General features: G+C 68.2%; 28 protein-coding genes. 8 read left to right on the top strand and 20 right to left on the bottom strand.

Going from position 1 to position 26,094, the window contains the following annotated elements:
- The first annotated feature begins 32 nt into the window (after positions 1-32).
- Positions 33-203, top strand: a complete 171-nt coding sequence (locus ELQ92_RS16260; RefSeq protein WP_166426735.1) for a hypothetical protein — start codon at positions 33-35, stop codon at positions 201-203.
- A gap of 369 nt (positions 204-572) precedes the next feature.
- Here the strand turns inward: ELQ92_RS16260 and nrdF are convergent, their stop codons facing one another.
- The 4 genes from nrdF to nrdH form a co-directional block, all read right to left on the bottom strand.
- Entirely contained in the window at positions 573-1,547 is a 975-nt protein-coding gene (gene nrdF, locus ELQ92_RS07610) for a class 1b ribonucleoside-diphosphate reductase subunit beta (protein ID WP_128498385.1), read from the bottom strand.
- 128 nt (positions 1,548-1,675) lie between these two features.
- Positions 1,676-3,781 carry a class 1b ribonucleoside-diphosphate reductase subunit alpha gene (nrdE, locus tag ELQ92_RS07605; RefSeq protein WP_128498552.1) on the bottom strand — a complete coding sequence of 702 codons (2,106 nt, stop codon included), beginning with the start codon at positions 3,779-3,781 and terminating at the stop codon, positions 1,676-1,678.
- Between the two features lie 23 nt (positions 3,782-3,804).
- Positions 3,805-4,233: a class Ib ribonucleoside-diphosphate reductase assembly flavoprotein NrdI gene (gene nrdI, locus ELQ92_RS07600; RefSeq protein WP_128498384.1), complete on the bottom strand. Its 429-nt coding sequence runs from the start codon at positions 4,231-4,233 to the stop codon at positions 3,805-3,807.
- A 119-nt stretch (positions 4,234-4,352) separates the two neighbouring features.
- Positions 4,353-4,586, bottom strand: coding sequence for a glutaredoxin-like protein NrdH (gene nrdH / locus ELQ92_RS07595; RefSeq protein ID WP_128495622.1), 234 nt, complete (start codon positions 4,584-4,586; stop codon positions 4,353-4,355).
- A 421-nt stretch (positions 4,587-5,007) separates the two neighbouring features.
- Between nrdH and ELQ92_RS07590 the strand changes: the two genes are divergently transcribed.
- The gene (locus ELQ92_RS07590) at positions 5,008-6,216 is read left to right on the top strand and encodes an MFS transporter (RefSeq protein WP_128498383.1); all 1,209 of its coding nucleotides are present in this window, start codon (positions 5,008-5,010) and stop codon (positions 6,214-6,216) included.
- A 125-nt stretch (positions 6,217-6,341) separates the two neighbouring features.
- Here the strand turns inward: ELQ92_RS07590 and ELQ92_RS07585 are convergent, their stop codons facing one another.
- Entirely contained in the window at positions 6,342-6,953 is a 612-nt protein-coding gene (locus tag ELQ92_RS07585) for an NADPH-dependent FMN reductase (protein ID WP_208004270.1), read from the bottom strand.
- 348 nt (positions 6,954-7,301) lie between these two features.
- Here ELQ92_RS07585 and ELQ92_RS07580 point away from each other — a divergent pair, with 348 nt between their 5' ends.
- A complete protein-coding gene (locus ELQ92_RS07580) occupies positions 7,302-8,594 on the top strand; it encodes a DUF4349 domain-containing protein (protein ID WP_128498382.1) in 1,293 nt (430 codons plus the stop codon).
- Positions 8,591-9,754: an acyl-CoA dehydrogenase family protein gene (locus tag ELQ92_RS07575; RefSeq protein WP_128498381.1), complete on the top strand. Its 1,164-nt coding sequence runs from the start codon at positions 8,591-8,593 to the stop codon at positions 9,752-9,754. Before ELQ92_RS07580 ends, ELQ92_RS07575 begins: the two co-directional genes overlap by 4 nt.
- 1 nt (position 9,755) lies before the next feature.
- Here ELQ92_RS07575 and ELQ92_RS07570 read toward each other — a convergent pair whose 3' ends face one another.
- Genes ELQ92_RS07570 through ELQ92_RS07565 form a run of 3 tightly spaced genes read right to left on the bottom strand, consistent with a single transcriptional unit; the run spans position 9,756 to position 10,723 of the window.
- Positions 9,756-10,037, bottom strand: coding sequence for a metal-sensitive transcriptional regulator (locus ELQ92_RS07570; protein ID WP_128498380.1), 282 nt, complete (start codon positions 10,035-10,037; stop codon positions 9,756-9,758).
- Between the two features lie 60 nt (positions 10,038-10,097).
- Complete coding sequence (locus ELQ92_RS16255; protein WP_166426734.1) at positions 10,098-10,256, bottom strand: hypothetical protein; 159 nt, start codon at positions 10,254-10,256, stop codon at positions 10,098-10,100.
- A 26-nt stretch (positions 10,257-10,282) separates the two neighbouring features.
- Positions 10,283-10,723, bottom strand: a complete 441-nt coding sequence (locus tag ELQ92_RS07565; RefSeq protein WP_128498379.1) for a hypothetical protein — start codon at positions 10,721-10,723, stop codon at positions 10,283-10,285.
- 225 nt (positions 10,724-10,948) lie between these two features.
- On the opposite strand from ELQ92_RS07565, the gene ELQ92_RS07560 reads away from it, so the two are divergent.
- Entirely contained in the window at positions 10,949-11,353 is a 405-nt protein-coding gene (locus ELQ92_RS07560) for a thioredoxin family protein (RefSeq protein ID WP_128498378.1), read from the top strand.
- A gap of 112 nt (positions 11,354-11,465) precedes the next feature.
- Here ELQ92_RS07560 and ald read toward each other — a convergent pair whose 3' ends face one another.
- Complete coding sequence (ald, locus tag ELQ92_RS07555) at positions 11,466-12,611, bottom strand: alanine dehydrogenase (protein ID WP_128498377.1); 1,146 nt, start codon at positions 12,609-12,611, stop codon at positions 11,466-11,468.
- A 147-nt stretch (positions 12,612-12,758) separates the two neighbouring features.
- On the opposite strand from ald, the gene ELQ92_RS07550 reads away from it, so the two are divergent.
- Positions 12,759-13,247 carry an Lrp/AsnC family transcriptional regulator gene (locus ELQ92_RS07550; RefSeq protein WP_128498376.1) on the top strand — a complete coding sequence of 163 codons (489 nt, stop codon included), beginning with the start codon at positions 12,759-12,761 and terminating at the stop codon, positions 13,245-13,247.
- 91 nt (positions 13,248-13,338) lie between these two features.
- Here the strand turns inward: ELQ92_RS07550 and ELQ92_RS07545 are convergent, their stop codons facing one another.
- From ELQ92_RS07545 to hisD, 8 genes are all read right to left on the bottom strand, one after another.
- Positions 13,339-13,761, bottom strand: coding sequence for a transferase (locus ELQ92_RS07545; protein WP_128498375.1), 423 nt, complete (start codon positions 13,759-13,761; stop codon positions 13,339-13,341).
- Between the two features lie 206 nt (positions 13,762-13,967).
- Positions 13,968-14,372, bottom strand: a complete 405-nt coding sequence (locus ELQ92_RS07540; RefSeq protein WP_128498374.1) for a DUF3592 domain-containing protein — start codon at positions 14,370-14,372, stop codon at positions 13,968-13,970.
- A 38-nt stretch (positions 14,373-14,410) separates the two neighbouring features.
- A complete protein-coding gene (locus ELQ92_RS07535; protein WP_128498373.1) occupies positions 14,411-16,084 on the bottom strand; it encodes a glycoside hydrolase family 13 protein in 1,674 nt (557 codons plus the stop codon).
- Entirely contained in the window at positions 16,081-16,938 is an 858-nt protein-coding gene (locus ELQ92_RS07530) for a nitrilase-related carbon-nitrogen hydrolase (protein ID WP_128498372.1), read from the bottom strand. Before ELQ92_RS07530 ends, ELQ92_RS07535 begins: the two co-directional genes overlap by 4 nt.
- The gene (locus ELQ92_RS07525; RefSeq protein WP_128498371.1) at positions 16,935-17,735 is read right to left on the bottom strand and encodes a carbohydrate ABC transporter permease; all 801 of its coding nucleotides are present in this window, start codon (positions 17,733-17,735) and stop codon (positions 16,935-16,937) included. Before ELQ92_RS07525 ends, ELQ92_RS07530 begins: the two co-directional genes overlap by 4 nt.
- On the bottom strand, positions 17,732-18,703 hold the full coding sequence (locus tag ELQ92_RS07520; RefSeq protein WP_128498370.1) for a carbohydrate ABC transporter permease: 972 nt from the start codon (positions 18,701-18,703) through the stop codon (positions 17,732-17,734). The genes ELQ92_RS07525 and ELQ92_RS07520 overlap by 4 nt, the downstream gene beginning before the upstream one ends.
- Complete coding sequence (locus ELQ92_RS07515; protein ID WP_128498369.1) at positions 18,703-20,052, bottom strand: ABC transporter substrate-binding protein; 1,350 nt, start codon at positions 20,050-20,052, stop codon at positions 18,703-18,705. The genes ELQ92_RS07520 and ELQ92_RS07515 overlap by 1 nt, the downstream gene beginning before the upstream one ends.
- A 28-nt stretch (positions 20,053-20,080) precedes the next feature.
- On the bottom strand, positions 20,081-21,400 hold the full coding sequence (gene hisD, locus ELQ92_RS07510; protein ID WP_128498368.1) for a histidinol dehydrogenase: 1,320 nt from the start codon (positions 21,398-21,400) through the stop codon (positions 20,081-20,083).
- Positions 21,401-21,472: 72 nt separating this feature from the next.
- Between hisD and ELQ92_RS07505 the strand changes: the two genes are divergently transcribed.
- Complete coding sequence (locus ELQ92_RS07505) at positions 21,473-22,381, top strand: LysR family transcriptional regulator (RefSeq protein ID WP_128498367.1); 909 nt, start codon at positions 21,473-21,475, stop codon at positions 22,379-22,381.
- A gap of 17 nt (positions 22,382-22,398) precedes the next feature.
- Here ELQ92_RS07505 and ELQ92_RS07500 read toward each other — a convergent pair whose 3' ends face one another.
- Positions 22,399-23,094: a histidine phosphatase family protein gene (locus tag ELQ92_RS07500; protein WP_243694918.1), complete on the bottom strand. Its 696-nt coding sequence runs from the start codon at positions 23,092-23,094 to the stop codon at positions 22,399-22,401.
- Between the two features lie 167 nt (positions 23,095-23,261).
- Between ELQ92_RS07500 and ELQ92_RS07495 the strand changes: the two genes are divergently transcribed.
- Positions 23,262-24,140 (top strand): phosphatase PAP2 family protein, encoded by an 879-nt coding sequence (locus tag ELQ92_RS07495; RefSeq protein WP_128498366.1) that lies wholly within the window; start codon positions 23,262-23,264, stop codon positions 24,138-24,140.
- A gap of 105 nt (positions 24,141-24,245) precedes the next feature.
- On the opposite strand, the gene ELQ92_RS07490 is transcribed toward ELQ92_RS07495, so the two are convergent.
- Complete coding sequence (locus ELQ92_RS07490) at positions 24,246-25,004, bottom strand: hypothetical protein (protein ID WP_128498365.1); 759 nt, start codon at positions 25,002-25,004, stop codon at positions 24,246-24,248.
- Between the two features lies 1 nt (position 25,005).
- The gene (mgrA, locus tag ELQ92_RS07485; protein WP_128498364.1) at positions 25,006-26,052 is read right to left on the bottom strand and encodes an L-glyceraldehyde 3-phosphate reductase; all 1,047 of its coding nucleotides are present in this window, start codon (positions 26,050-26,052) and stop codon (positions 25,006-25,008) included.
- Between the last annotated feature and the right edge of the window lie 42 nt (positions 26,053-26,094).

Raw genomic sequence — 26,094 nt, 5'->3', positions numbered from 1 at the left:
TCCATGCGGACGCCGAAGGAGTGGGATCGGTCATGGAACGCATCTGGGAATGGACGCGACAGGCGGCGGTACGTGCGGGATCCGCCCGCGCGAGCGGCGCGGTGTACGTCCCCGACCGGATGGCGTCCGCGGCGGAGCGTCGCTACTTCGATTCACTCGTGGGCTCGGGTTCCGCGCACCGCGACCCGGAGGCGGTGCACTGACCGGAGCTCAGGCACGGTGTGGGCCGCGGTCGTCGGAGGGGGGACGACCGCGGCCCGCACCGTATGCAGACGAGGCCCGTCCCGATCGACCAACCCGGTATCGGTTCCGCTCCGAACGACGACACAACGGGGTGGGGGTGTCCGTCGATGCTGCCATCTCGTCCGCACCGACCGCCCGCCGCGGAGGTGCGGAAAAGACGCGCGGGGCGTGGGCTCCGGTCGATCTTCCAGGGGGAAGGTCGATATCGGCTCATGCCTCGCGGCGCCGTGACGAGTGACTCGCTGGCAGTGTTCCGCCCGCGGTGAGACAGACGAGGGCCCCTGACGGTGCGTCGGGGGCCCTTGTCGTGGCATCAGGATCGGTGCGGACTAGAAGTCCCAGTCCTCGTCCTCGGTGTTGACGGCCTTTCCGATGACGTACGACGAGCCTGACCCCGAGAAGAAGTCGTGGTTCTCGTCGGCGTTCGGCGAGAGCGCCGACAGGATCGCCGGGTTCACGTCGGTGACGGTCTTCGGGAACATCGGCTCGTAGCCGAGATTCATGAGCGCCTTGTTCGCGTTGTAGTGCAGGAACTTCTTGACGTCCTCGGTGAGACCGACCTCGTCGTAGAGGTCCTGCGTGTACTGCACCTCGTTGTCGTAGAGCTCGTACAGGAGCGAGAACGTGTAGTCCTTGATGTCCTGGCGCTCGGACTCCGTGAGCTTCTCGAGCCCCTTCTGGAACTTGTAGCCGATGTAGTACCCGTGAACGGCCTCGTCGCGGATGATGAGGCGGATCATGTCGGCCGTGTTGGTGAGCTTGGCGCGGCTCGACCAGTACATCGGCAGGTAGAAGCCGGAGTAGAACAGGAACGACTCGAGCAGCGTCGAGGCGGCCTTCCGCTTGAGGGGCTCGTCGCCACGGTAGTACTCCATGACGATCGCGGCCTTCTTCTGCAGGTTCGGGTTCTCGACCGACCAACGGAAGGCGTCGTCGATCTCGCGCGTCGATGCGAGCGTCGAGAAGATCGACGAGTAGCTCTTCGCGTGGACCGACTCCATGAACGCGATGTTCGTGTAGACGGCCTCCTCGTGCGGCGTGAGCGCGTCGGGGATGAGCGACACGGCGCCGACGGTGCCCTGGATCGTGTCGAGGAGCGTGAGCCCCGTGAACACCCGCATCGTCAGCTGCTGCTCGGTCGGGGTGAGCGTGTTCCACGACTGGACGTCGTTCGACAGCGGCACCTTCTCGGGCAGCCAGAAGTTGTTGACGAGGCGGTTCCAGACCTCGACGTCCTTCTCGTCCTCGATCCGGTTCCAGTTGATGGCCTGGACCGAGTCGACGAGCTTGAGCTTCTCAGACACTGGGTGACTTCTTTCGGGGAGTTCGGAAAGGTGCGGTGGTGATACGGGGGTGGTCCCTGAGCCTGTCGCCCTTCGACCCTCTGACAGGCTCGGGGCGGTCGGGCTCAGGGACCGGAGGGGTCGAGCCTCTACAGCATGCAGCTGACGCAGCCCTCGACCTCGGTGCCCTCGAGGGCGAGCTGGCGCAGACGGATGTAGTAGATCGTCTTGATGCCCTTGCGCCATGCGTAGATCTGCGCCTTGTTGATGTCGCGCGTCGTCGCGGTGTCCTTGAAGAACAGCGTGAGCGACAGGCCCTGGTCGACGTGCTGCGTCGCCGCGGCGTAGGTGTCGATGATCTTCTCCGGGCCGATCTCGTACGCGTCGGTGTAGTACTCGAGGTTGTCGTTCGTCATGAACGGCGCCGGGTAGTACACGCGACCGAGCTTGCCTTCCTTGCGGATCTCGATCTTCGACGCGATCGGGTGGATCGACGACGTCGAGTTGTTGATGTACGAGATCGAGCCCGTCGGCGGCACGGCCTGGAGGTTCTGGTTGTAGATGCCGTGCTGCTGGATCGAGGCCTTGAGGGCCGCCCAGTCCTGCTGCGTCGGGATCGCGACACCTGCGGAGGCGAAGAGCTCCCGCACACGCGGCGTCTCGGGCTCCCACACACGCTCGACGTACTTGTCGAAGAAGGCGCCAGACGCGTAGGTCGAGTCCTCGAAGCCCTCGAAGGTCGTGCCGCGCTCGATCGCGATCCGGTTCGACGCCCGCAAGGCGTGGAACAGCACCGTGTAGAAGTAGATGTTCGTGAAGTCGATGCCTTCTTCGCTGCCGTAGTGGATGCGCTCACGAGCGAGGAATCCGTGCAGGTTCATCTGGCCGAGGCCGATGGCGTGCGACTTGTCGTTGCCGTCCTCGATCGAGCGGACCGACGTGATGTGGCTCTGGTCGGACACCGACGTGAGACCACGGATCGCCGTCTCGACCGTGCGGCCGAAATCGGGAGAGTCCATCGTGAGCGCGATGTTGAGCGAGCCGAGGTTGCAGGAGATGTCCTTGCCGATCTCCTTGTACGAGAGGTCCTCGTTGTAGGTCGTCGGAGTGTTGACCTGCAGGATCTCGGAGCAGAGGTTCGACATGTTGATGCGGCCCTTGATGGGGTTCGCACCGTTCACGGTGTCCTCGTACACGATGTACGGGTAGCCCGACTCGAACTGGATCTCGGCGATCGTCTGGAAGAAGTCGCGCGCCTTGATCTTGGTCTTCTTGATGCGGGCGTCGTCCACCATCTCCTGGTATTTCTCCGTGATGGAGATGTCGCCGAAGGGCACACCGTAGACGCGCTCGACGTCGTACGGGGAGAAGAGGTACATGTCCTCCCCGTTCTTCGCGAGTTCGAACGTGATGTCGGGGATGACGACGCCGAGCGAGAGGGTCTTGATGCGGATCTTCTCGTCGGCGTTCTCGCGCTTGGTGTCGAGGAAGCGCAGGATGTCGGGGTGGTGCGCCGAGAGGTACACGGCGCCGGCGCCCTGACGCGCTCCGAGCTGGTTCGCGTAGCTGAACGAGTCCTCGAGGAGCTTCATGACGGGGATGATGCCCGACGACTGGTTCTCGATCTGCTTGATCGGCGCACCCGACTCGCGGATGTTCGACAGCGAGAGGGCGACGCCGCCGCCGCGCTTCGAGAGCTGCAGGGCGGAGTTGATGCCGCGGGCGATCGACTCCATGTTGTCCTCGATGCGGAGGAGGAAGCAGCTCACGAGCTCGCCGCGCTGCGCCTTGCCCGAGTTGAGGAAGGTCGGCGTGGCCGGCTGGAAGCGACCGGAGATGATCTCCTCGACGAGGTTTGTGGCGAGCTGCTGGTCGCCGTCGGCGAGGCCGAGCGCCGTCATGACCACGCGGTCCTCGAAGCGCTCGAGGTAGCGCTTTCCGTCGAACGTCTTGAGCGTGTACGACGTGTAGTACTTGAACGCGCCGAGGAAGGTCTGGAAGCGGAACTTCTTCGAGTAGGCGAGGTCGTTGAGCTGCGAGATGAACTCGAAGGGGTACTTGTCGAGCACGTCCTTCTCGTAGTACTGCTTCTCGACGAGATAGTCGAGGCGCTCCTTGAGCGTGTGGAAGAACACCGTGTTCTGGTTGACGTGCTGCAGGAAGTACTCGCGCGCCGCCTCACGGTCCTTGTCGAACTGGATCTCGCCGTTCGGGCCGTAGAGATTGAGCATCGCGTTGAGGGAGTGGTAATCCATACCCTGAACGGCGGGGATCTCCGTCACTGTCTGTTCCAAAACTGTTCCAATCCGTCATGAACCTGCTCGACGTCGTCGGGGGTCCCGAAGAGTTCGAAGCGATAGAGGTTCGGCACGTGGCACTTGGCCGAGATGATGTCGCCGGCGATCCCGTAGGCCTCGCCGAAATTCGTGTTCCCCGCCGCGATGACGCCGCGGATGAGGGAACGGTTGTGGGGGTCGTTGAGAAAGCGGATGACCTGTTTGGGCACCGCTCCGCCCTCGGAGCCGCCTCCATAGGTCGGGAGGACGAGCACGTAGGGTTCGTCGACCGTGAGCGCCGGGTCCTTGGCGAAGAGCGGGATGCGCTTCGCGGGCACGCCGAGCTTGTCGATGAATCGCTTGGTGTTGCCGGAGACGCTCGAGAAGTAGACGATCCGAGGGGTCGCGGTCTCCGGAGAACCCGTCTCCATAGTGTCGCCTCCCGAGGGCTTCCATCGAGCGATGAGGGGATCCGGGACGAACCGGGTCGAGAGGGGCTCAGTGACCGCCCCCTCTCTCGTGGCGCCGATCGGCGCCGTCGGCGGTAGCCCTACGCGAGGCGCTGGGCGAGCTCCTCGATCTTGTCGGGGCGGAAGCCGGACCAGTGGTCCTCGTCGGCGATGACAACGGGTGCCTGGAGGTACCCGAGCGACTTGACCGCTTCGAGCGCCTTCTCGTCGGCGGAGAGGTCGAAGACCTCGTATTCGATGCCCTTGCTGTCGAGTGCGCGGTACGTGGCCGTGCACTGCACGCAAGAGGGCTTCGTGTAAACGGTGATCGCCATGGTGGGGACCTTTCTCCTCGAGTGCGGATCGTTCTGGAAGTTGATGCCGGCGGGGTGATCTGGAGGTCGGGATTCCCGCTCCTGGAGAGCGGTCTCCACCGGCGGACCGGTTGGACCTCCGGTGTTTCCCACCGGGCTTCCGATACTACATCTAGTGAGCCCGCCGAGTCTGCACCCCAAGGGGTAGTAGTTACACGGATGTAGTTTTCCACCGGGTTATCCACGGGAATCGCGAGTTATCCACTCATTTCTCCACCGATCGCGGCCCCTCCCCCGAACGAGGAAAAACGCCGATTCCGCCGGAAATCTTGAGCGGATCCGTTGCGATCCCTCCACAGATTTCAACGTATTCCGGACCACCGACATTCCGGTTCGCGACCTCTTCATGTCGGCGTGTCGCACCCCAATACACTGTTGTCCTGTGTCCAGCTACCGAAGCCTCCTCGCGGCCCCCGGCGTCGCCCGGATCATCGGCGCGCAACTCGTCGCGCGCTTCCCCTTCGGCATGCTCTCGCTCGCCTTTCTCCTGCACATCGAGCAAGTGACGGGCTCATACGGTGCCGCGGGACTCGTGCTCGCCGCGACGAGCATCGGACAGGCGATCGCCGGCCCGCTCACGAGCCGCTGGATGGGCTCGTGGGGAATGCGCAAGGTCCTCGTCACGACGCTCGTGGTCTCGGTCGTCGTCGTCAGCACGATCGCGCTCGTGGAGATGTCCGTCCCCCTCTACATGGTGCTCGGTTTCTTCGCGGGCATCAGCACGCCCCCGATCCAACCGGCCGTGCGCACCATCTATCCCAAGATGGTGACCTCGCAACAGCTCACCCCGCTCTTCTCGCTCGACGCATCGGCGCAAGAGATCATCTGGGTCCTGGGCCCCGTCATCACGACGTTCGTCTCCACGCAGGTCGGCACCGTGTGGGGCATCATGCTCGCCGTCGTCATCATGGTCGTCGGCGGCATCTGGTTCATCGCCTCACCCGAGGTCGGCCGTGTCCGCATCCCCCGCAGTCGCCGCAAGGTCGGGCAGGTGCTCGCGAAGCCCCCCGTCCTCCTCGCGACCGTCGTCGGATTCCTGCTCATCGGGGCGTGCTCCGCGATCGAGGCCGGAGTCGTCGCGACATTCGGACACGACGGCCTCGAAGCGGGCATCGTGCTCGCCATCTTCTCTGTCGGCAGCCTCGCGGGAGGGCTCGCGCTCGGTCACGTCCCGATCGGCCCGTGGGCTCTCGCACGTCGCATGTTCGTGGTCTTCGCAGGAGTCGCGCTCGCCGCGCTCTTCCTCAACGCCTGGTGGCTCGCCGTCACGCTGTTCATCGCGGGCATCGGCATCGCCCCCGCGCTCGCCGTGCTCTTCGCCATCGTCTCGTCGAGTGTGAAGTTCAGCGACACCGCCGAGGCGTACGGCTGGGTCGGCACGGGTCAGCTCATCGGAGCGGCCCTCGGTTCGGCCGCCGCCGGCTTCCTCATTGACGAGAGCGGACCGAGCGGCGCCTTCTGGGCCGCCATCGCGCTCGCCCTCGTGGGCTTCGTCGTGCCGGCGCTCGGGAAGCGCTGGCACCCCGACCTCCGTGGCCGCGACGCGAGCCCGCTCGCGGACACGGAACCGGTGCCCATTCAGCCCTCCTGATGAGGAATGCCGGGCGACCCCCTGGCGGAACCCGACGAGCGGGCGCCGATGCATCCCCGACCGCCGCAAGCGGGACCGCCGGAAGCGGGACCACCGCAGGCGGTCCCGCTTCCGTTCGAGCGGTCCTACCGCGCGACGAGCGCCTCGCGGCGCACGACCGAGAGGGACTGTTCGAGCTCCTTGATCTCGATGAGCATCGAGTCGAGAGCGGCCGACTGACGGTCCGTCGGCAGGAAGAAGCCGTCGTCGACCTGCCGCCGCACGAAGGGGACGTCGACCGTCGCGGTCGTGGGCACAAGTCCGAGGCTGTGCAGGACCGGCAGCAAAGCGGCGACGCCGCGCGTCCCGCCCGCCACTCCCCCGTAGCTCACGAATCCGACCGGCTTCCGAGACCACTCGTGGAAGAGATAGTCGATCGCGTTCTTGAGTGCGGGAGCGTAAGAGTGGTTGTACTCGGGTGCAACGAAGACGAAAGCGTCAGCGGCGTCGACGCGCCGGCTCCACGCGTGCGTGTGGCGGTACGAGTAGCGACCGAGCTTCGGATCGAGGGGCTCGTTCATGAAGGGAAGGGCGAGCTCCGCGAGATCGACGAAGTCGATCTCGAAGCCGCCGACCTCGGACACGCGATCGTGGACCCAGAGGGACACGGGCAATCCGGCTCTGCCGGGTCGGACGCTGCCCACGATCACCATGAGTCTCATGGGTTCACCGTGGGCACGGTCGAAGGAAATGGGCATGCACAAGCCTCCTGATAGGCGTCTGTCGTTTCGGGTTCAACAGGTGAGGAGGGTGCGACTCCACAACCGGGACGACGCGAGGGCGTCCGGGGGAACGCCCGTGTCATCGGTTCGTGTCGGTGCCGCGGTAACGGCCGCCGACACGATGCCCACTGGGGATTCGGGTCCGTCGTGGGGTTACGAGACGATACTCCCGAACAGGGGTCATTCGGTAGAGCCTGCGCACGATAATCGAAAAATCCGCTCTCGGTTCGAAGGTTCGTTCAACGTTCGATGAACCTCCGGCGCCGGTGGATTCGTGAGCAATCCGTGACGATCCGCGACGACGGCCGCTCGTAAGGTGAAGACATGTCCCGATCGTCACGAGCCCCCGCCGTCCTGATCGCCGCCCTCGCGATCGTCCTGGGGGTGACGTCGTGTTCATCCTCCGGCGGCTCATCGTCGGATGGCGGCGGGGCAGTCCCGGCACCCGGCCGCGTCCTCCCGGGCGAGCGGCTGCCGGTCGAACCCCTCCCGGGCTCGGTCCCTGGCTCGGTCCCGGACGGCGGCGCCGAGGAGGACGGCGATTCGGATGCCGAGCGTGACATCATCGTGACGGCGTGGATGTCCCTCGGCGATGCACGACCCTTGGCCGTCGCGGACGCGATCGAGGAGATCACGTCCGCCGTGGGCGGTCGCGTGGATCAACGCTCGGACTCACCTGCGGGAGCCGCAACGCCGGCGTCGGCCTCCCTCGTCCTGCGCGTCCCGACGGACGAGCTCGACGAGACGATGGACGAGATCGCCGAGCTCGCGACCGTCGTGTCGTCGGCTCTCGACCGACGTGACGTGACCTCATCGGTGGCCGACATCACGGCGCGGATCGGCGCTCTCGAAGCCTCGATCGACCGCTTGCTCGAACTCCTCGCGGGCGCGAGTTCCACGTCCGACCTCATCACCATCGAGAACGAACTCACGAGCCGCCAGGCCGAGCGCGACAGCCTCATGGCCCAGCAGCAGTCGCTCGTCGAACAGGTGGCCTTCTCGACCGTGACGATCGACATCGGCGTCCCCGAAGAAGTCGGCGGGACCGGACCGACGGACCTCTGGAGCGGACTCGTGCTCGGGTTCCGTTCCGTCGGGTCGTTCCTGTCGGGGGCCCTCGTCGTCGTCGGGGTGCTCATCCCGTGGCTGCTCCTCGTCGCCGCGGTCGGCGCTCTCGTCTGGTGGCTGGGCCGCCGGCGCCGCATCCGGCGTCCGGCAGGCACTCCCGGTCCGGCAGGCACTCCCGGTCGGGCCGGCACTCCCGGTCCGGGCGGGGTTCCCGGTGCGACGTCCGAGGTTCCCCGTCCCGTCGGGACGCCGCCTGCGGCCCAGAACCCCCCGGCGGACCCGGAACACCCGATTCCCCCGAGGCCTCCCCTGCCGACAGCGGACCCGCGCACGGACGGGGCGCCGCCGATGTCGGAGGCGCCGACTCCGACAGAGCCTCCAGCGACACCCACGGTGGAACCGACGGTGAAACCGGACGCGAAATCGAAGGCCGCACCGAAGGCCAAACCGAGAACCACGTCGAACGCCACGACACGTTCGACCGGGTCGAGCCGTGCGGCGCCCCGGACACCACGCACTCCCCCACCCGGCCCGAAGGACGAGACATGACGCAACTCCTGAGCGACGAGCTGCTCGCCCGCATCCACTCGCGCGCTGCCCGGTACGACCGGGAGAACGCCTTCTTCACGGAGGACCTCGACGAGCTCGCCGCCGCCGGTTACCTCCTGTCCTTCCTTCCCGCCGAACTCGGCGGCCTCGACGCCTCGCTCGTCGAGGTCGCCGAGGCGCAATCGCGACTCGCCGCCGCCGCCCCTGCGACGGCCCTCGCCGTCAACATGCATCTCGTGTGGACGGGCGTCGCCCGCCTCCTCCGTCGGAGGGGAGACACCGGTCTCGCGGAAGTCGAGCGACGAGCGGCCGCCGGCGAGGTGCTCGCCTTCGGAATCAGCGAGGCCGGCAACGACCTCGTGCTCTTCGGGTCGGACACGGTGGCGGAGCCGGACGGCGCCGGTGGCTACTCGTTCACGGGCACGAAGATCTTCACGTCGCTCGCCCCGGCCTGGACGACGCTCGGCGTCACCGGTCTCGACTCGACGTCGCCCGACGGTCCGAAGATCGTCTACGCCCTCGTCTCACGAGAGGGCGTCACGACACACGACGATTGGGACACCCTGGGCATGCGCGCGAGCCAGAGCCGGACGACCGTGCTCGAAGGAGCGCACGCTCCCGCCGGCGGCGTCCTGCGGCGACTCGATCCCGGGCCGAACGCCGATCCTCTCGTCTTCGCGATCTTCGCGGTCTTCGAATCGCTCATCGCGTCCGTCTATACGGGCATCAGCGGTCGAGCCCTCGAACTCGCCGTCGACGGCGTGACGCGCCGCCGGTCGAAACGGACGGGCGCCCCTCTCGCGGACGACCCGGACCTCCGGTGGCGCCTCGCGGACGCGGCGATCGCTCATGACGCCTTGTGGCCGCAGATCGCCACCGTCGCGGCGGACGTCGAGAACGGCGTCGACCGCGGCACGCAGTGGTTCCGGACCCTCGTCGGTCTCAAGACACGAGCGACCGAAACCGCTCGCGTCGTCGTGGACCAGGCGATCCGTGTCTCGGGCGGTTCGAGCTACTTCTCGCAGAACGAACTGAGTCGGCTGTATCGCGACGTGCTCGCGGGGATCTTCCACCCATCGGACCCCGAATCCGCTCACTCGACCGTCGCGACCGCGTTGCTCGGCCCGGTGGGGACGTCGCGCACCGAGTCGCGCGCCTGATTCAGGAACCCCGGTTGTTGGAGAGCTCGAACACCTTGAGCAACTCCGCCACCGCGGCCTCCCGCTCCTCACCACCCGCTTCGAACATCGATGTGACGTGCGTGCGGAGGTGGTTCTCGACGATGAGCTTGTTGAGCGAGCCGAGGGACTTCTGGATGGCGAGCGACTGCGTGATGATGTCCATGCAGTAGTCCTCGTTCTCCACCATCTTCTCAAGGCCGCGCATCTGGCCCTCGAGGATACGGATGCGGTGGAGGGAGCGCTTCTTGATGTCGTCGATCACGGGCTCAGAATACCTCCCCGGGGTGTCACCGGGGAGCGGAGAGGACCGCGGCGCGGGACGCTAGTTCTTGCGCAGGATGTGAACCGGGATGAAGATCGCGAGGCTCACGACGAGCACACCGGCGATGAAGATGACACCCTCGAACCCGGGGACGAGGAACGCGAGCGCGAAGAGGTACATTCCGGCAAGGAAGAGCAGGATCGAGATCGCGAAGGCCATGGTCTCATCTTAGCCGAGGACGCGGCTCAGACGATGCGCGCGCCGCTCGCGTCCCAGAACGTGAGTTCCGGACGCCGCTGGGCGAGCTGACGGAGCGCGACGGAGCCCTCGGGGGTCGTCGGCGGCCACGTCCACCACGCGATGTCCGGGACGGCCGACAAGCTCGCCTCGAAGAGTTCGAGTTCGGTCCCCGTCCCGCGATGACGCGCCGGCACCTCGACGCTCACGATGCGACCGTGGCCCTGGATCGTGAGGAACTGCAGGAGCGCTCCGGTCTTGTCGTCGCGCACGATGAACTCTCGACTGCCCGGCAGGTCCGCCGGGATCTCCGTGACGTCGAAGCGCGCGGACGCGCCGCTCGAGAAGCTCCGCCAGAGGCTGCGGCCGAAGAGAGCCAGCAGGATGACGAGCATGAGGGCGATGAAGAGGAACCACATGGTCTGGCCGCCGGGGAGCAGGTCGTACACCGTGTGATCGCCTCCTTCGCGAGTTCGTCGGGTCAGTGCCACCGCGCGTCGGCACCGTCGACAAGCCTACGTCGGCATCCGGCGCATAGCCTGTGAAGACCGCGCCGACCGGGCCGGGAATCTCCAGCGGCGGTCCACTGTTGGAGATCGTGTGGGCGGCGTGAACCGTCGCCCGTACCGACGGACCGATCGGCCACGTCGGTCGACGGACGAAGAGGAGAACCCATGGCGACCATCGAACTCACCGAGGAGACCTTCGGGACGACCGTCGAGGAGAACGGCATTGTGCTCGTCGACTTCTGGGCGGAGTGGTGCGGCCCGTGTCGCCAGTTCGCCCCGACATTCACGGCGGCGTCGGAGAAGCACCCGGGCGTCGTGTTCGGAAAGGTCGACACCGAGGCGGAGCAGCGGCTTTCGAGCGCTGCCGGCATCACATCCATCCCCACGCTCATGGGCTTCCGGGACGGAATCCTCGTCTTCTCGCAGCCCGGCGCGCTCCCGCCCGCCGCGCTCGAGCAGCTCGTCACCGCGATCGAGGACCTTGACATGGACGACGTCCGGCGACGCATCGCGGAGTCCGAGGAGGGCCGTTCGGACACGGCCACTTCTGAGGCTGCTCCGGCCGAGTGATCCGAGCGGAGCGGCCGACGGCCGCCCGCGCGACCGAACAGAACGCCCGTGTCCCCGGGATCCGGGGACGCGGGCGTTCCGTGTGACAGCGTCTCGACCGCGCTCGTCCGCGTCAGGCGAGCACAGGCTCCGAGCGCGAGGTCGTGGCGAGGACCTCATCGATCGCGGCGAGGTCGTACCCGAGCGCCGACGCCACACCGGCGTTCGTAAGCACGCCGTCGTGCGCGTTGAGCCCCGCCCGCAGGGCCGCGTCCTCGACGAGGGCCCGGCGCCATCCCTTGTCGGCGAGCGCGAGTGCGTACGGCAGGGTCGCGTTCGTGAGGGCCCGCGTCGACGTCTCGGGCACGGCACCCGGCATGTTGGCGACGCAGTAGTAGATGCTGTCGTGGACGCGGAAGGTGGGATCGTCGTGCGTGGTGGCCACGGAGCCCTCGAAACAGCCACCCTGGTCGATCGCGATGTCGACGAGCACGGATCCCGGCTTCATCGACGCGACCATCTCGTCGGTCACGAGTTTGGGCGCTTGCGCGCCCGGGATGAGGACCGATCCCACGACGAGGTCGGCATCACGCACGAGTTGCGCGATCTCGTAATGCGAGGACACCGCCGTGCGGATCGCCCCCTGGAAGCGGCGTTCGAGATCACGCAGGCGCGGGATCGAGAGGTCCACGATCGTCACGTCGGCCCCCATGCCGAGCGCGTTCGCGGCGGCGTGCTCACCCGCGACACCGCCGCCGATGACGACGACCTTCGCCTTCGGCGTTCCCGGCACTCCGCCGAGCAAGGTCCCGCGACCGCCCGCCGACCGCATGAGGTGGTAGGCGCCGACGAGAGCCGAAAGCCGACCGGCGACCTCGCTCATGGGCGAGAGCAACGGGAGCGACCGGTCCGCGAGCTGCACGGTCTCGTAAGCGACCGCCGTGGTGCGCGCCGCGAGAATCGCGTCGGTGCACGCCCGCGATGCGGCGAGGTGCAGGTAGGTGAAGAGGACCTGGTCGGCGCGCATCCGGGAGTATTCGACCTCGATCGGCTCCTTGACCTTGAGGAGGAGGTCTGAGCCTTCCCACACCGCGTCGGCGCCGGCAACGATCGTGGCTCCGGCGTCCGCGAAGTCCTCGTCGGACACGGACGAGCCGAGCCCGGCACCCGATTGGACGAGGACCTCGTGGCCTCGTCGCACGAACTCGTGCACCCCCGCAGGCATGACCGCGACGCGGTTCTCGTTGTTCTTGATCTCCGTCGGCACTCCGACCCGCATGGTGTTCTCCTCTTCTCGCCGCACGGCCCGTAGCGGGCATGGTGTCATTCTGACGACCGATTCGTTGCGACGGCGTAAACTCAGAACATCGAGCAGCTATTGGGTGGGCAAGCCGCCTTTTCTGCGGCAGCAGGACGGAGACACGAGGTGGCGCAGAACAATGTTCGCGACCGGGCCGGGGGCACGATCGATGACGTCGACGCGGCCATCATCGAACATTTGCAGAAGGATGCGCGTATCCCGAACAACCACCTCGCCGAACGCGTCGGGATCGCCCCGTCCACGTGTATCGCACGAGTCCGATCGCTCATCGATCGCGGGGTCGTGACGGGGTTCGAAGCGAAGGTCGACCCGGCAGCGCTCGGACTCGGGCTGCAGGCCCTCATCAGCGTGAGCGTGCGTTCCGGGGCGCGTCACCGGATGGCGGAGTTCAGCGCCGAGATGCGGCGCATGCCGGACGTGCTGCAATTGTTCTTCCTCGGGGGTTCCGAGGACTTCATCCTGCACATCGCGGCGCGCGACAGCGCACACGTCCGCGACTTCGTCCTCGAGCATCTCTCGGCGCACCCGTTCGTGGCCTCGACGCGCACGAGCATGGTGTTCGAACACGTGAGCAGGGCCGTCACGATTCCGTGACGGCCCTGCTCAGGATGGCGATTTGGTCAGGATGGCGATCCGGTCAGGATGGCGATCCGGTCATGATGGCGATCCGGCCCGGGCGATGATGTCAGGCGGCGGATCGGGCTCGCGGGAGGACCCGCGGGATCCGACCGGCCGGGACGTCTCCGCCCTCCGGTACCTTCGTGTCGTTCGCGAGCCGTGCAAAGTCGCCGATGGTCGCTCCCGCGCCGATACGCGAGAAGCTGCCGATCTCGGCCCCACGGCCGACGACGGCACCCTCACCCACGTGCACTCCCGCGCCGATGACGGCGTGATCGAGCACGACGGCGTCCCGATCGATCCAACTGCCGCCGCTCACGATGACACTGCGGCCGATGCGTGCGCCGGACTCGACGTACGCCGTCGACTCGACGAGTGTCGAGGGGTCGACGCGCGCGGACGTCGCGACGTTCCCGCGCCCGTTCTCGTGGCGACGGTACCGAGTGACGACTCCGTGCTCGTCTTCGAATTCGATGATGGTCCTACCCATGGCGCACTCCTCTCCCGGTTCAGCGATGGTGCTTCGGGCTGCGCTGCCCAGCGAGGCCTCGGGCTCTCCACCGTGTGCTGCCTCGACTCGACGTCGTGAGGCTCGATACGGCCCGTTCGGACGGCCGTCGCTCGATCGGCCGTCACTGAGGTCAACGGTGCACCCCCCTCGGGTATTCCCCGTCGCACGCCGGCTTGCGCGCTCGCTCACCCGAGCGCGACGACGATGACGATCTGGGCGACGGCCGCGACGAGACCGACGCCCGTGAGGATGATCCCGAGGAGGACGAGCACGCGCGATCCATGCGTCCGCTTGTCGAGATGCGCCCGCAGCGGCCTGTCACGGCGGTAGTGCACCGTCACCCTCTCGGACGAGCCGATCGAGTGCCTCTCGTCCGGATCGAGGAAACGGCGGTACACCTCTCCGTCCTCCCCCACCCAGGCGAGCTGCACGTCGCCATCGATCTCGGCGACATCGGCCTCGGCCGTCAGCCAGCTGCCCTCGAAGAGGCGGACCGTCAGGCCGGCGAGGAGGACGAGCACACCCGTGAGGAGACCGAACCAGGTGAAGAGCTCGGCGATCTCACCGATGCGCACGAGCATGTCTTCCACCCCCTCACGCTATCGCGACTCGGGAGGGCGTCCCGACGTCAATCCTCCTCCGCCATCCACACCGTCGTATCGCTCGGCAGCACGCCCTCGGCGAGTGGGCCGCTCGCCACGAGGACGCTACCGGCGGGGAGGCGGACCGATCGGTCCGAGGCGTTCGCGATGACCCGGACCGAGCCGCGGCGCAGGTCGAGCACGCCCTCGTCCGATTCGAGCCACTCGACCCGGCCCGAGCCCAGTGCGCGCTCGCGTCTCACGACGAGGAGCCGTCGGTACAGCGCCAACGTGGACGACGCGTCCTCCTCCTGGGCCGCGACCGAGAACTCGGCGAAGTAGGTCGGCTGCGGCAGCCAGGTCGTCACACTTCCACCGAAGCCGAACGACGGCCCGTCGCTCGACCACGGGAGCGGCACGCGACAGCCGTCACGACCGCGGATCGCCCGCCCGGACCTCTCCCACACGGGGTCCTGGCGTGACGAGTCCGGGAGGTCGGTCACCTCCGGGAGGCCGAGCTCCTCTCCCTGGTAGAGGTAGGCGGACCCCGGGAGGGCGAGCATGAGTGCCGTCGCCGCTCGAGCACGACGCAGCCCGAGCATGCGGTCGGGCTGCGGATCGTCGATCCCGACCCCCGACTCGAGTTCGACGGGACCGTCGTAACCGTAACGGCTGGCGTGACGCATGACGTCGTGGTTCGACAGGACCCACGTGGTCGGGGCGCCGACGGCGTCGTTGGCGGCGAGCGACTCGTCGATCGTCCGACGGAGGTCCCTCGCGTCCCAGACCTGCTCGAGGAATCGGAAGTTGAACGCCTGATGCATCTCCCCCGGTCGCACGATACGCGCCGCTCGTTCCGGGGCGAGCCACGCCTCGGCGCACAGGATGCGCTCGCCGTCGTACTCGTCGAGCACCGAGCGCCACGACCGGAAGACCTCGTGGATGCCCTCCTGGTCCCACATCGGAGGCATCACTCCGTCGATCGGCTCGACGACGCCCTTGGTGCGGTGGGGCCAATCGGGGAGGCCCGGAGCCTTGATGATGGCGTCGCACACGTCGACACGGAACCCGTCGACTCCGCGGTCGAGCCAGAACCGGAGCGTGCGCTCGAAGTCCGCTCGAACGGACGCGTCGTCCCAGTTCCAATCGGGCTGGGAGGAGTCGAACAGGTGCAGGTACCACTGGCCGGGGCTGCCGTCCGCCTCGACGACCCGCGTCCACGCCGGTCCCTCGAACATCGACGTCCAGTCGTTCGGCGGCAGGTCGCCGCCCTCGCCGCGACCGTCGCGGAAGTGGAACTTCGCGCGTTCGACCGAACCGGGAGCGGCGGCGAGAGCGGCCTGGAAGTCGACGTGCTCCGAACTGCAATGGTTCGGCACGAGGTCGACGATGAGGCGGAGGCCGAGCCCGTGAGCACGCCGGATCAGGTCGTCGGCGTCCTCGAGGGTACCGAACTGGGGATCGACGTCACGGTAGTCGGCCACGTCGTAGCCGCCGTCGCGCTGAGGAGAGGGATAGAAGGGCGAGAGCCAGACCGCGTCGGCTCCGAGCCGCGCGACGTGGTCCAGGCGGGCGGTGATCCCGGCGAGGTCGCCCGTCCCGTCCCCGTTCGCGTCGGCGAACGAGCGCGGGTAGATCTGGTAGATCACGGCGGAGCGCCACCACTCCGTACCGGGGACGGACGCCGTCCCGACGGATTCGACCGCCGACCCGCCGGTCACCGCGAACCCTCCGTCCCGTAGACGTCCGAGCGGCGGTCGGCGAGCAGGTCGTTGTGCGGCGAGATCGACTTGTCCCGCGCGAGGCCGAGGAAGACGTCGGCCGTCGCTCGCCCTGTTCCCGTGACGCGGTCGATCGGCCAACCGAACTGGTCCACGATGACGGTGCCCTCCGTCCACTGCTGCCCGCGCTCGATCCCCGATCGATCGCAGCAGGCGATGAAGACGCCGTTCGCCCGCGCCGAGGCCTGGGCGTGGATGATCTCGGGGGCGCGCTCACCCGCCGGGACGTCGGTGAGCGGCCAGTTCGTGGGCACGGCGATGAGATCCGCACCCCGCAGAGCCAGGGCTCGCGGCATCTCGGGGAACTCGAGGTCGTAGCAGACCATGACCCCGACCTTTCCGTGCGGGGTGTCCACGACGGGAGGCCTCGCCGAGCCGGGCGTGAAGACGAGAGTCTCCCGGTCCCAGAGGTGCACCTTGCGATAGACCTCCACGAGGCCCTCCGCGGTCATGACGGCCGCGCTGTTGAAGAGCTGTGGACCGTCCGACTGCTCGCAGAACCCGAAGACCACGACCGAGCTCGTACCGACGAGGAGTCCGGACACCTGATCGAAGAAGCCGTCGTCCCGCCGCATCGCGAGCGAGCGCGCCTCGTCGGCTGAATCGAATACGTAGCCGGACGTCACGAGTTCCGGGAGCACGATGATGTCGGCACCGTCGGCGATGTTCCGTTCGACCGTCTCGAGGACGAGCCGCTGATTGCCCGCGAGGTCGGCGATCGTGGGGGCGAGCTGCTCGCACACCACTCGGGTGGCCGCGGGGACCGGCGAGGCGGGGGGTGGGTTCGCGGTCACTTCACCGCTCCTTCCGTGAGTCCGGCGATGAGTCGACGCTGGAGGATGACGTAGGCGACGACGATGGGCGCGGCGACGATCACGGCCGCCGCTGCCGTCACGCTCGGGTCGATGGTCCGCCCGGCCCCCGCGAAGAAGGACAAAGCGAGTGGAGCGGTCTGGACGAGCGGATCCTGAGGCACGAGCACCAGTGCGAGCAGGAACTCGTTCCACGTGAAGAGGAACAGGATCGTCGAGAGGGTCGCGATCGCTGGGCCGGCGACGGGCAGGAGGACGAGCCGGAACGTCTGGAAGCGACCCGCACCGTCGATCCGCGCGGCCTCGAGCAGCTCGCCCGGCACCGACGCGAAGAACGACCGCATCCAGAACACCCCGAGCGGGACCGAGAGACCGATCTGCGGCAGGATGAGCGCCCACCACGTGTCGAGGAGCGCCCAGTCCGACATGAGCTGATAGAGCGGCAGCACGGTCACCTCGTAGGGCAGGACGAGGCCGAGCAGGAGAATCGGCAGCATGAGGCGCCCGCCCGGGACCCGCATGGTGGCGAGCGCGAAACCGGCGAGACTCACGAGGATCACCGTCACGACGACGACGGTGATCGAGATGAACGCGCTCGAGAGCAGCGCCGAGCCGAAGCCGCCGCGCTCCCAGGCGATGTCGAAGCTCGCGAGACCGATGGACCCGTCACGTCCGCGGAGGGCCGAGAGCACGATCGAGACGAGGGGATAGACCGCGATGATCGCGGCGACGACGAGGAGCGCGTGCGTGAGCGTCGTCTCGGTGCGTGAGACCTTCATCGGGCACCCCCCGAGTGCCGACGTGACCGCGCGCCGACGTCCGATCGTTCGCGCAGGGCCAGTTGGACGAGACCGACGATCACGAGGATGAGCAGGGTCAGCACGACGGCGAGAGCCGAGGCCTGTCCGAGGGCGCGGTTCTGGAAGGCGTCCTGGTAGATGTAGACGCTCGGCACCGCCGTCGAGGTGCCCGGGCCTCCCCTCGTCGTGTTCCAGATGATGTCGAAGTTCCGAAGCGCGAACGTGATACAGAGGATGAGCGCGATCGAGATCTGCGGACGGAGCGCCGGGAGCGTGATCGCGCGGAACTCGCGCACCGCCCCGGCGCCGTCGAGTCGCGCGGCCTCGTAGAGCGAGCGGTCGATCCCGACGATCCCGCCGAGGAAGAGCACCATGCAGAGTCCGTACTGGACCCACGTGCCGATGGCCCCGACGGCCGGGAGCGCGGTGTCGAAGTTCCCCAGCCAGCTCGTCGCGATCGAGCCGAGACCGACGGCGCGCAACGCGTCGTTGACGGGGCCGTCGGTCGCGAGCAGTCCGCGCCAGGCGACGGCGACGACGACGCTCGAGAGCACCTGCGGGATGAAGAGCGCCGCACGGAAGAATGTCAGGCCGTAGATCCGGATGCGTGAGAGCGCACCCGCGAGGACGAGGCCGATCGCCACGGGGAGAGCGGCGTAGAACACGAGGAGCACGAGGGAGTGCAGAAGCGCCTCACGCAACGAGGGGTCCGTGAACACCGCGACGTAGTTGGCGGCACCGACGGGCGTCGCGACCGTCAGCCCGTCGTACGCGTAGAACGACGTCTGCACCGAGATGCAGATCGGATAGATGACGAAGACACCGAAGAACAGCAGGGCCGGCGCCACGTAGAGCAGAGAGCTCCAGCTGTACGCGGTGGCGGGCGACCGCCGTCGCCGGCCACGAGGGCCGGCGACGACGGCGCGCGTCGCGGTGGTGACGGCCATCAGGACGCGCCGTGTTCCTTCGACCAGGCCGTCTGGACGGCATCGACGAATTCCTCGGCCGACGTCCGTCCGGCCATGACCTCCTGGAGCCCTCCACCCATGACGGAGAGCATGTCGGTCGTCGTCCAGTCGTAGTAGCCGACCTGCGTGCCCGCCTCGATCGTCGCCGTGAGGGCGTCGAGGGTCTGCTGCTGCAGGTCACCGGAGGCGGTGACGCCGTCGGTCACGACAGGGAGGCGGCCCTCGTCGAGGATCCACTGGGCCGTCTCCGGCGAGTGGAGCATGTCGAGGAACGCGATCGAGGCGATCGCCTCGTCGCTCGACGAGCTGATGTGCCACGGGGAGGCCGTCGCACCGACGCCGCCCGAAGCGAGCGCGCCGAAGCCGAAGTCGTCGGCGTCGAGGTACGCGCCGTTCCAGGACCCGCCGACGAAGAAGACGCCGTCGCCCTCGGCGAAGCGCGCGATGGCGTCCTGGTTGCCGAGCCCGTCGTAGCCCTCACCGAAGTAGCCGTTCGACGCCCATTCGGCCATGGTCTCGGCGGCCTCGATGTTGCCGTCGGTCGCGAAGGTCTCGTCGGGGTCTCCTCCGATCCACGCCCGGATGTCCTCCGGGTCCTGCGTCGTCGCCGCGATGTCGGAGAAGATGTGCGTCGCGGCGTACTGGTCGGAGTTGCCGAGCATGATCGGCGTCTCTCCTGCCTCCGCCGCGACGGGAAGCGCGGCCTCGAGGTCTTCGATCGACTCGGGCGCCTCGAGGCCGAGCTCCGCGAGCTTCGCCTCGTTGTAGTAGATGCCCTGGACCTCGCTGATCGGCGACATCCCGTAGAGGGTACCGTCGCCGAACGTCGAGCCGTCCTCCGTCCAGCGCGAGGGGGCAAGGGTGCTCGCTCCCGTGCCGTCCTCCCACCCGTACACGCTCGCGACGTCGTCGAGCGGTCGCACGAGGCCGGCCTTCACGAGGGCCCCATCGACGGCGTAGCCGATGTTGCCCTGGAAGAGGTCGGGGGCGTCAGCACTGTTCGCGGCGTTGACGACGGTCGCGATGAGGTCGTCGAAGCTCTTGTAGGTCACGTCGACCGTGACGTTCGGATACGCCTCCTCGTAAGCCGGGACGAGCAAACCCATGAGGGGCTCCTCGGCCTGGTCCGCCCAGAGGGTGAGGGTGACGTCGCCGAGGTCGGCGATCTGCTCCGCCGTCACCGTCGAGGTGATCTCGTCCTGTTCGACGGCTGCGGAGCCGGAGCCGGAGCCGGGGGCCGCGCAGCCGACGAGTGTGACGGCGCTGAGGCCGACCAACCCGCCGAGCAGGAGGCGTCGGGACGGGGATGTTCGGGAGAAGGGAGTCATGATGTCTTTCGCAGGGTCGGTGGTGCGATCACTGAGTGTAGGTGGCGAGACGCATCGTGGCCGTCGCCTGGTGGGCGGTCATCCCCTCGCTCGCGGAGATGACGTCGACCGCGTGCGCGAGGTCGGGTGTGGCCTCGCGAGCGATGCGCTGGTAGGTGAGCGGCTTGAGGTAGCGGGACACCGAGAGGCCGGCACTGTGCTTCGCTCCCCCGGCGGTCGGCAGCGTGTGGTTGGTCCCCGCCATGCCCTTGTCCGAGTACGCGACCGTGCTCCAGTGCCCGAGGAAGAGCGATCCGTAGTTCGTGAGGGTGTCGTGATACCAGGCGTCGTCGGCGGTCTGGACCTCGAGGTGCTCCGGGGCGAATTCGTCCATGACGGCGACGGCGTCCTCGCGTGATCCCACGAGCACGACGGAACCGAAGTCGCGCCAGGCCGGGCCGCAGATCTCGCGCGTCGAGAGTGTCTCGAGCTGACGGTCGACGGCCTCGATCACGGCGAGTCCGAGCGCCTCGGATGTCGTCACGAGCGCCGCCGGGGAGTTGGGGCCGTGTTCGGCCTGCCCGAGCAGGTCCGCCGCCACGATCTCCGCGTCGGCGGTGTCGTCCGCGATGACCGCGACCTCCGACGGACCCGCCAGCAGGTCGATCGCGACACGGCCGAAGAGCTGCCGCTTGGCCTCGGCGACGAACGCGTTGCCCGCGCCGACGAGCATGTCGACGGGCTGCTCTCCGAGCAGCCCGAAGGCCATCGCGGCAAGGGCCTGCACGCCGCCCAGAGTGTAGAGGTGGTCGACACCCGACAGGGAGGCCGCGTAGGCCACGGCGTCGTTGGGGCGGCCATCCGGTCCGGGAGGCGTGCAACCGATCACCGTGGGAACGCCGGCGACCTTCGCGACCCCCACGGTCATGAACGCGCTCGCCGTGAGCGGGAAGCGACCGGCGGGGAGGTAGGCGCCGACGCGCGAGACGGGGACGTAGCGCTGACCGGTCACGAGGCCCGGCACGAGCTCGGCCTCGAAATCACCGAGGTGCTCGCGCTGGAGTCGGGCGAACTGCTTCGTGCGCTCCGACCCGAGTTCGATGGCTTCGCGCAAGGCCGGGTCGAGGCGGTCGCCGCTCGACGCGAGCCGCTCACGCGTCATCTCGAAGTCCACGTCCTCGAATCGGTCGAGCTCGCGAGCGTAGCGACGCACGGCGTCGATCCCGCCCGCTTCGATGTCCGACAGCATCTCCGACACGCGGGCACGGACCGCGGGATCCGCCTGCGCCGGCGGCGCGTCCACGGCGGGGGCCTTGAGGTGGCGGAGGCGACTGTCGTATTCGGAGAGGAATCGGGTGCTCAATTTCATGGTCTTCACCCTGTCAAGGCACCTCCCCCCAGACAACACCGAATTGGTCTCGGCATCCCATAGGTTTGACCTATGGCGACGACCCCGATGACACTCAACCAGCTGCGTGCGTTCCTCGCCGTTGCGGACCTCGGCACGTTCACCGCGGCGGCCGCTCACCTGCACATGTCGCAACCGTCGGTCTCGGAACTCGTCAAACGGATCGAGCAGGTCTACGGGGTCCAACTCTTCACGCGCGGTCCACGGAAACTCGCCGTGACCAGCGCCGGAGCCGAACTCCTCCCGTTCGCCCGCGAAGCGGTCGCGGCCGTCGACGGCGCCGACGCCGCCTTGCGATCGTCTACCTCGCTGCTCGGCGGCGTCGCGACCTTCGGCCTCCTCCGCAATGCGAACTTCTACTTCCTCAGTCAGCTCCTCGAGACGTTCCACGAGCGATACCCACGCGTCCGGCTCCGCATCATCGGTCAGAACTCCGTCGAGGTCGCGGACGCCGTCGCGTCGGGCGATCTGGAGGCGGGGCTCGTGGTCCTGCCGATCGAGAACGAGGGCCTCACGGTCACCCCCCTCATGCGCGACGAAGTCGTCTTCGCATCCGCCGACCCCGCGAAGACGGCGCGGCCCGTGACCATCGCGGACCTCGGAGCGACCGACCTCGTCCTGTACGACGCCCACTACGGCTGGCGGGACCCCACCCGTCGGCAGCTCGCGACCCGCGCGCACCTCGACGGCGTCGACCTCACGCCGATGCTCGAGGTCGAGCACGTCGAATCCGCGCTCAGCATCGTCGCCCGGGGCGGCGGCGACACGATCGTGTCACGTGCCGTCGCGGCGAGCCGTGTCTTCCCCGAGAACGTGCATACGGTGGGTTTCGCCGAACCGCTCTGGGACGTCATCGCGATGGTGCAGCGGCGGGACACGGTCCTTTCACCCGCCACACGCGAGATCGCGAGGCTCGCTCGCCGCATGCTGCTCGAGCACTGACCGGAGCCGACTCTCGGTCAGCGTTCGACGGGAGCGTTCCAGACCCGGATGGCGGGGCGGCCGTGTTCGAAGCCGAGTTCGCTCAGAGTGGAGGTCGAGAGCGCGAAGATCGTGCCGGCGCTCGGTGGCAGCGCGACCCACGCGATCGCGATCGCGCGCAGCATGTGGCCGTGGGCGAACAGGATGACATCGCCGTGCGGGAACGCGGCGCGGGCACGGTCGAGGACGCGATTCGCGCGCTCGCGGACGTCTGCGGCGCTTTCCCCCGGCGTCGTCCCCGACGGGACGCCCTCGTGCCAGAGATCCCACTGCCGTCCGAGTTCGGCGCTGATGTCGGCCGTCGTGCGGCCCTCATAGGCACCGTAGTCCCACTCGATGAGGTCCGGTTCCACGACGGCCTCGGGGAAGCCGGCGAGCTCCGCCGTCCGGCGCGCGCGGACCAGCGGGCTCGAGAGGGCGAGGCCGAAGTCGCCGGCGTCGAGCACCGTTCCGAGCAGGACCGCCTGCTGCTCCCCCACCTCCGTCAGCGGAAGGTCGGTGGAGCCGGTGTGCTGACCCGAGCGGCTCCACTCCGTCTCCCCGTGACGGACGAGGACGATGCGCCCGGTCCGCTCAGCCGGGGGGACGGCGCTGGTGTCGGTGCCGCGGTCGGTGCTCGTGTCGGTGCCGCGGTCGGTGCTGGTGTCGGTGCTGTCGTTCGTGGGAATCGTCACCCCTCCATCTTGGGCCACAAAGGCGCCGTCGTCGCCCGCTTGCCCTCCGCCTCCTGACGGCCATAGCCGCTCGGCGCCCGGCGCGCCATCCCCGCCGCCCGACCCGTCGTCCTTCCGTCGGCCGCGCTAGCCTCGCTGTTCACGGATGAATCGCGAGGAGTCGCACGATGACGGACAAGAACCTCCTGGGCAAGCCGGATCCCGACCAGCTGGGTCCGGAAGGCGAGCTCCGGCACGATCGACGCCTCGGCTCGCAAGAGCTGACCGACTGGCGCACACCTCTCGGCCGGTTCTTCGCCGTCGTCTTCCACCGGATCAGTCGTGCGCTCGGGCCGAACAAGACGCTCGTGCTCCTCCTCGTGATCGGGGCTGCGATCGCGACGGTCCTCACCTACATCGTCTCCGAGGTCTACGAGGCCGTCACGGAGACGGATGGCGTCGCGCTTCTCGACCAGCCCCTCCTCGATGCCGCGATCGCGGTCAGATCGCCGTGGCTCGACGGGGCGGTGACGCACTTCACCGACATCGCCGGCGTCATCGGGATGCCGGTCCTCGCCGTCGTGACGATGCTCGTCCTCGCGCTCCGACGCCGCTCGTGGACGCCGGTGATCCTCATCTCGGCCGCCGGCGTCGGCTCGCTCCTCATGACCGTGGCCGGCAAGGAACTGATCGGGCGCGCGCGTCCGGAGATCGAGGACGCCGTGCCGCCGTACGAGACGTCGCCGTCCTTCCCGTCCGGACACACTCTCAACGCGACGGTGATCGCCGGAGTCATCGTGTACCTCCTCATCCTGCGTCAATCGAGCGTCGTCGCCCGCGTGCTCACGATCACCGTCGCTGCGGTGTTCGTCATCACGATCGGCGCGAGTCGTGTCTTCCTCGGTCACCACTGGTTCACCGACGTCCTCGCGGCGTGGATCCTGGGACTCGCGTGGCTCGCCGTCGTGATCACGGCACACCGTCTGTACCTGACGACGCGGGAGCGAGACGCGGCGGGAGTCGATCCCGCCCCGACGCGGCGGCGGCGGGCCGACCGCCGCCCGTGAGGCCGACACCGATCCGCTGACCCGCCGTCCTCGAGCGCCCCGCCGTCCTCGAGCGCCGCCCCGCCGTCCTCGAGCGCCCCGCCGTCCTCGGTGATCCGATCGTGATCAGCCCCGCCGAGCCACGCGATAGGCGGGTTCGCGGAGTGCTCGCGTCCATCCGTAGGTCTGCGCTCCGGGCGGAGGTGAGAGCACCGGATCGAACCGGACGTCGGGGCTGTCGACGCGTGCATCGGCGGCGTGCGCCGGATCGTCTTCACCCATGCGCGCGGTGGCGAGCGACACCGTGGCGAAGGGGCGCCAGCGCCCCGTCGGCGTCGCCCACATCAACTCCATCACCCAGGGTGTACGCGCGAGTTCGATGGCGATCCCCCTCGCCGACGCCGACGCCGGCGCCCCGGCGAGTGTGCGGGCGCCGACGAGAACGGGGCCGTCGGGAGAGCGGTACGGCATCACCGTGGTGAAGCGCGCGCCGTGCGGGGAGAGCCGGGGAACGGGGACGAAGCGCCACGGGACACCGAGGTTTCCCACCGAGGAGACGAGGATGTCGCCGAGACCCCCTCCGGTATCGTCCGATCCGTCGCGGAGACGGAGGGCGAGCCCCCAGACGTCCGGCATCGGCACGGGCGTGCCGATGCCGCGCGAGAGCCGTCCGCCGACCTCGAGGCGTCGCGGCCCGTCGATCCAGTCGATCCCGCTCCGCACCGTGCGCTGCAGGATCGGGTCGAGGGTCCCGCCCAGGAGGACACCCGTCGGATGGATCGGCCGCGGTGACCGGACGAGGCGGACTGCTCGGACGAGGGCCGCGATCGACCAGCCGGCCGAGCGAGCCACGAGACCGCCATTCTCGGAGTTCTCCCCGCCCATGTCAGGACCCGAGACTTCCCTCGCGAGCGTCCTTCCACAAGTCGACGCCCCCGTCGGTCGCGTACTGGTCGATCTCCTCGAGCTCGTCGGCGCTGAACGACAGGTTGTCGAGCGCGCCGACGTTCTGCTCGAGCTGCTCCACCGAAGACGCGCCGATGACGAGCGACGTGACGCGCTCGTCACGCAGCGCCCATGCGAGTGCGAGTTGTGAGAGCGACTGCCCACGGCGCTCGGCGATCGCTCCGAGCGCCCTTACGTTTGCGAGCACCTCGTCGGTGAGCACGTCCGCCGAGAACGAGGTCCCCTGCGATGCACGCGACCCCTCGGGCACGCCGTCGAGGTATTTCCCGGTCAGAAGTCCCTGCGCGAGCGCCGTGAATCCGATGACGCCGGCGCCGACCTCCGCGGCCGCGTCGAGTAGTCCTTCGGTCTCGATCCAGCGATTGAGCATCGAGTACGACGGCTGGTGGATGAGCAGCGGAGTGCCGAGCTCGCGCAGTAGACCGGCGAGCGCGCGGGTGTCGTCGGCTCCGTAGGACGAGATGCCCACGTAGAGCGCCTTGCCCTGCCGCACCGCCGTGTCGAGGGCGGACGCGGTCTCCGCGAGCGGCGTAGACGGGTCGAATCGGTGCGAGTAGAAGATGTCCACGTAGTCGAGTCCCAGCCGCCCGAGCGACTGGTCGAGGGACGCGAGCACGTACTTGCGTCCTCCGCCACCCTGACCGTAGGGCCCCGGCCACATGTCCCAGCCAGCCTTCGACGAGATGACGAGCTCGTCCCGGTACGGCGCGAGATCCGATGCGAGCAGGCGCCCGAAGTTGGATTCCGCAGCACCGTACGGCGGGCCGTAGTTGTTGGCGAGGTCGAAGTGGGTGATGCCGAGGTCGAACGCCCGACGGACGATCGCCCGCTGGGTCTCGAGCGGGCGGTCGTCCCCGAAGTTGTGCCAGAGGCCGAGCGACAGCAGCGGCAGGTCGAGCCCGGATCGACCCGTACGACGGTACTGCATGGTCCCGTCGTAACGAGAGGGGGCGGCGACGTAGGTCATTCGTTGTCCTTCCGAAAAGAAAGCACGGGCGGTGGAGCGCGC

It is taken from the genome of Labedella populi (assembly GCF_004078655.1).
Lineage (GTDB): Bacteria > Actinomycetota > Actinomycetes > Actinomycetales > Microbacteriaceae > Labedella > Labedella populi.
The sequence above is the reverse complement of the archived record's forward strand: the minus strand, read 5'-3'. Positions and strand labels throughout refer to the sequence as shown.